Source organism: Acetobacter sp. (assembly GCF_047721705.1).
Lineage (GTDB): Bacteria > Pseudomonadota > Alphaproteobacteria > Acetobacterales > Acetobacteraceae > Acetobacter.
The window spans coordinates 1-5,079 of record NZ_JBDNXK010000139.1; the positions used below are offsets into that span (position 1 = coordinate 1).

The 5,079-nt window shown below is 53.9% G+C and carries 4 protein-coding genes and 1 pseudogene; 2 read left to right on the forward strand and 3 right to left on the reverse strand.

Features of this window, described 5'->3' with window-relative positions; all coding sequences use genetic code 11:
• Positions 1-446 (reverse strand): annotated as a pseudogene (locus tag ABF824_RS15350) (hypothetical protein); the annotation flags it as partial.
• A gap of 137 nt (positions 447-583) precedes the next feature.
• A complete protein-coding gene (locus ABF824_RS15355; protein ID WP_415489854.1) occupies positions 584-1,066 on the reverse strand; it encodes a glutathione peroxidase in 483 nt (160 codons plus the stop codon).
• A 296-nt stretch (positions 1,067-1,362) separates the two neighbouring features.
• Between ABF824_RS15355 and ABF824_RS15360 the strand changes: the two genes are divergently transcribed.
• Positions 1,363-1,869 carry a hypothetical protein gene (locus ABF824_RS15360; RefSeq protein WP_415489855.1) on the forward strand — a complete coding sequence of 169 codons (507 nt, stop codon included), beginning with the start codon at positions 1,363-1,365 and terminating at the stop codon, positions 1,867-1,869.
• 20 nt (positions 1,870-1,889) lie between these two features.
• Positions 1,890-3,071 carry a lipid-A-disaccharide synthase gene (gene lpxB / locus ABF824_RS15365; RefSeq protein ID WP_415489856.1) on the forward strand — a complete coding sequence of 394 codons (1,182 nt, stop codon included), beginning with the start codon at positions 1,890-1,892 and terminating at the stop codon, positions 3,069-3,071.
• 107 nt (positions 3,072-3,178) lie between these two features.
• Here lpxB and ABF824_RS15370 read toward each other — a convergent pair whose 3' ends face one another.
• The gene (locus tag ABF824_RS15370) at positions 3,179-4,912 is read right to left on the reverse strand and encodes a hypothetical protein (protein ID WP_415489857.1); all 1,734 of its coding nucleotides are present in this window, start codon (positions 4,910-4,912) and stop codon (positions 3,179-3,181) included.
• Positions 4,913-5,079: the final 167 nt, after the last annotated feature.

Genomic DNA, 5,079 nt, shown 5'->3' on the forward strand with positions numbered 1-5,079 from the left:
GAATACAGGCGGCTCATCACCGGCGGCTGATAGGTTCTCAGCCCTTCGACGGTCGGAAGGTCGGAAACAAGTCCGGCGTATTTATACCAGACGAGCACACCCGCCGTCGCCGTTCCCAGCAGCAGGAGAGCCACCGAGCCGCCAAGGAATCTGCGCCACATCCTGAAACGGGGCCGACGCGGTGGACCACCCCAGCCCGGCGGCTGTCCCCCACCAGAACGGCCGCCATCATTCCCGCCCGAGCCGCCGTTTCCAGCACCGCCATCCGTCAGCCGATCGTCGCTGGTGGCGCGCAGGTCACTGTTTCCATGATTGTTTCCAAGCCCTGCCGAAAGCAGGACAAGCGGCCCTGACACGGACTGAAGATTGCCGGAAATCAGCGCACCAGCAGCCGGACCCGGCATGGTGGCAGACGGAAACAGAGCAAACGGGCGGAATGTCATCATGCGGTTCTCTACCATCGTCGCAAGACGCCGTCGCCCCCGGCATCCCAAAAACAAAACGGATCTGTGAACGGGGGGCGTGGCGGTTTTATGGCTGCCTGTGAGAAATGCCCGGACATCTCGCCGTCAAAGACGACAGATCAGGCGTTCAGAACGAGACGTGTCGCGGTTTCACGCACCCGATTGGATGTAGGCGAGGCAAGACTGGAAAACCATGTGTCGAGCTGACCCTGCCGATTGATGAAATATTTGAAGAAATTCCAGCGCGGGCGTCCCAGAAAGCCGCTTTGCTGCGCCAGCCATGCGAACAGCGGTGTGACTTCCGCTCCACGCACATGGCACCGGACCGTCATGGGGAAGCTGACGCCGTAATTGCGGGCGCAGAAGGAAGCGATCTGCACGGCGCTGCCCGGTTCCTGCTGGCCAAAATCGTTTGACGGCACGCCAATGACAATCAGCTCGTGCTCCATTTCGGACCACAGCGCCTGCAGCCCTTCATATTGCGGAGTGAAGCCGCACTTGGACGCCGTATTGACGATCAGCAAGGGCTTGCCCCGCCACTCGCCGAGATCAACCGAGCCTCCCGTCAGGCCGGGCAGGCTGAAATCGTAGGCACAGGCCATTGCCGTCTCTCCTCTGAGTTCACAAATTGTCCCCTGCCCCACACGGTGCATCTTTGTCGAGAGGGCTCCAGCCGAAGTTTTTCACGCTGCAAAAAAGAACACCGTGATCTGGAAACCACGCTCCCGCGCAAACATTCTTGCAGGAGATGACAAGAGATGAAACAACAGCATTGAGTAAGGTTCGTCAGGCTGGCTGCATTGTCCAGCGGATACGGTTTATCAATCGTTATTTCGCTAGCATCCGGACAGCTGTACCTGAATGCCTGCCAGAAACGTACCGCCTGAGGAGTGTAACTTTGACCCGATCATTTCTGGCAGCGACCTTTGCAATTACCGTAAGCGGACTCACCACCCTTGCCGACAGCAGCGCATTTGCCAATCCGCTGCCGACCGACACGGCTGCCAAGGAAAACAGCGACCAGATCGTTTTCAGAATTTCACAGGTCAATGTCGGCCCGGGCTACACATCGGGCAACGTCATACTTTCCATTGGGGGCGAGGATTACGCCATCCGTGTCGAAGGGGGGGGCGCGCCCGCCATAGGCTACTCGAAGGCCTGCGCTCATGGCGAGGTCACGGGGCTGAGCAGCGCAGACCAGCTCGACAGCACATTCTGGGCCGTTCACACCGAGGCCACGGCAGGCGGCGGCACAGGCTCACTGGTCATGCAGAATAGTCGGGGCGTCGAACTCCACCTCAAGACAAAAACCAGCGGTGCGCGCCTTTCGGCAGCAGCGGAACGACTGCGCTTTCATGTGCTCGGCCCGTCCAAGACCAAAATCGCTGCGGCCGCATGCTCCTGACATAGTCAGGGCAACTCTTGATGGCTGATGCTCCCCTCATCTGGCTGCTGGCTGGAGAGGCCAGTGGAGACGTGCTGGGCGCACGTCTGATGGCCGCACTCCGAGCACAGCGACCCGACATCCGGTTTGCTGGAATCGGTGGCCCGCGCATGAGTGAGGCGGGCTTCGAAACCCTGTTTCCCATGAAAGATCTGGCCGTCATGGGGCTGGTCGAGATTCTTCCCCGCATACGCCATCTATCGCGTCGCCTGAAGGAGGCCGTCGCACAGATAGAGCATCTCAAACCCGATCTGGTGGTGACCATCGACAGTCCCGGCTTTGCGCTACGGCTACTGAAACGGATCGCTCCACTGGGTATCCCGCGTGTCCATTATGTGGCCCCACAGGTCTGGGCATGGCGTGAGCATCGAGTCAGAAAATTTCCCGGCCTATGGGGAAAGCTGCTGGTCCTGCTGCCGTTTGAAGAAGAGTTTTTCAAACAGCACGGACTTGAGACGCGCTTTGTCGGTCATCCGGTTCTGCAATCCGAAGCGGATACTGGCGATGCAGCTCGCTTCCGTGCGCGCCATCAACTGAGGCCGGATGCACCAGTTCTGATTCTCATGCCCGGAAGTCGGCGATCAGAAGCCCCCCGGCTGCTTCCCGTTTTCGGCGCGATGCTGTCTCTCCTCAAGCAGCGTCTCCCGAATGTCGTGCCCGTCATTCCAGTTTCCCCCGTTGTCGCGGACACAGTGGCGAAAGCCACAGCCAACTGGACAGTGCGCCCCCTCATCGTGACGGAAACGGCGGACAAGCATGACGCTTTTGCGGCGGCGAGCGCTGCACTGACCAAATCCGGCACATCCACACTGGAACTGGCGCTGGCCGGTGTTCCGATGGCCGTCACCTACCGCGTCAACTCTCTCACCGCCGCCATTGCCCGGCGATTGATCCGGGTTCCGCATGTAGCCATGGTCAACCTGCTCGCAAGACGGGAACTGGTGCCCGAACTGCTTCAGGAAAACTGTGACCCACGAAAACTGGCTGAGACGGTGGTACGATTGATAACCGATCCCGCTATTGGCGCGGCTCAGAAGAAAGGGTTTTCAACTCTTCTGGAAAGCCTGCGGGCTCCCGAGGCAATCACCCCCGCCGAGGCGGCTGCCGCCGAAATTCTGGCGATGCTTGACCTGCCAGTAGCAACGCCGCTTCTATCGCCCTAACAATTAGAGCGCCTTGGATTTTTCAATTATAGAAGCAACACAATCCACTCGCGCAAGAATTTATACTCATCAAACAGCCAATAAAAATAAGTAATTTCAGAATGTTATTATGAATCGGGGACAATTGTCATAAAGCGTTCGGCTGTCTGACAGATCACCATATCAGGCTTATGTAACGCTACATAATCGTAATCGACTGAAGGCGACCAAATAAGATGAAATTCTGCGAAAAAATTGGAAAACCACCACCCCAAGCACCCCTGATCAAAACAGGAACCGAAAAACGAATTCCCGAAAGCAATAATTTTTTGCTGCAATGGGGCTTGTGGGTTACGCCATACGGACCTCTGGCCAATATGTTTTCCCGGTGCTGCTTCGACCTGTTCAACTAATTGACGTGACATGCAGACATTCGGCACCTCGCATTCCCAAACCAGTTCAGCGACCGACGAGCCGAAAAACCGGTAACCCATGTCACTTCCCATAACTAACAGGCGATCAAATGCAGGTATTTCCAAGTCATAATTGAGATATTTTTTGCATACATTCTTGAAAATAGTAAATACACCGAGCGGCTGCAAATGCGTATCTGTTCTTTTATAGAATTCAGATACACGAGAATCCTTAAAAAGATCGACAATTGACATATACGACGTAGAAAGAGTGGTGTTAACGGCAATAGCCTGCTCAACTGCACGTAATATTACACTTGGCGTGGTCAACCGTCGTGGAAAAAGATGAGCTAGGGCAGTTGTCTTTTCCGGAATAATGATCTGCACATAGCGGCACGCTAGTTTTTTGAGCCTAAGTTGTCGATTAGCCAGTAAAGCGTACCACTCATCTTGGTTATGCTGAATCTTTTTTGTATCGCCACCCGTTTCGTAAAGGGCTTCAACATTATTGCTTCCACCCACAAGAAACACATGTCCATCAGCACCAATTACACACTGCCCATCACCGGATACAATACCTTGTGGAACAGTAAGATATGACATTCCTCCTCTCTCTGTCTGTACTACTGACTGATAGTGGTTTGGAACTTCATGGCGCAGCAGAGTGGCCACAGTGGTCGCAAAATCCCGTCCTCGTGCTTCCGTGGGAATTGCCATCACGGAGTCAGCAAGAGAAGCAGAATCTTCACCCGTACGCCTTTCAGAAAGACAGCTAGTCAATCGGGAAAATGCCGAGCCAGCACGATCACTGAGAATTCTTCGGTGGATTGATGCATATTCGAAATTATTAATTTCCGGCAAAGCCAGCGAAGAAGAAACTTGATCGAAAATGGCCGGTCCATTTGGATGAGCGAGCAGGAGTCGCACAACGGCTTGCCCCACTGCACCTGCCATTGACACATTATAGGCCTTCACCCACTCCCGCACATCATTCGATGACATGGGAGAAATCAAAAGCTTGGCAATATTTTCCAACAATCCAGAAGACGGCATAACGTCGAGGCGCCGGCAAAGCACAAATTTTTCCCAAGCATTTGCCTGATCTGCCGCAATGTCTATCTGCGGCTCGATAGACCCCAGCGATCGAAGATATCTACCATTAAGAGGGTGGCGCAAACTGACGATGCCTGAAGCCTCTCCTTGTTCAAGAATAAATGACAGAAAAGGAGCCTGCAGATTATCAGTATCAACCTGTAATGAACCCGTTCCAGAGGACGGATTAAACAAGACGCCAACATCAGGGTTGGATGACGACTGCATCATCAGAACGGGTTGATTTTTTACACCTGAATCAAAATCTTGCCGTAGATACCCTGTCGTCTCAGAGGCTATAACAGTACCTCCCTGCCAGGTTTTTAGTTCAAAAATCCCCAGATCAAATGGCGTCATGCATCTTTCCTAATATCATATCTGGCTTCCATACCCCTTCCCCGCTTCAATTGGGAACATCGGGTTACTTCTCCCGCTGCAATAGCTGCATTGGAAAATATGACCAAAGGGTTCTTACCGGAGAGCTTTTGGTAAAATTACATAGTCACCGAAAATTAGATCATAGA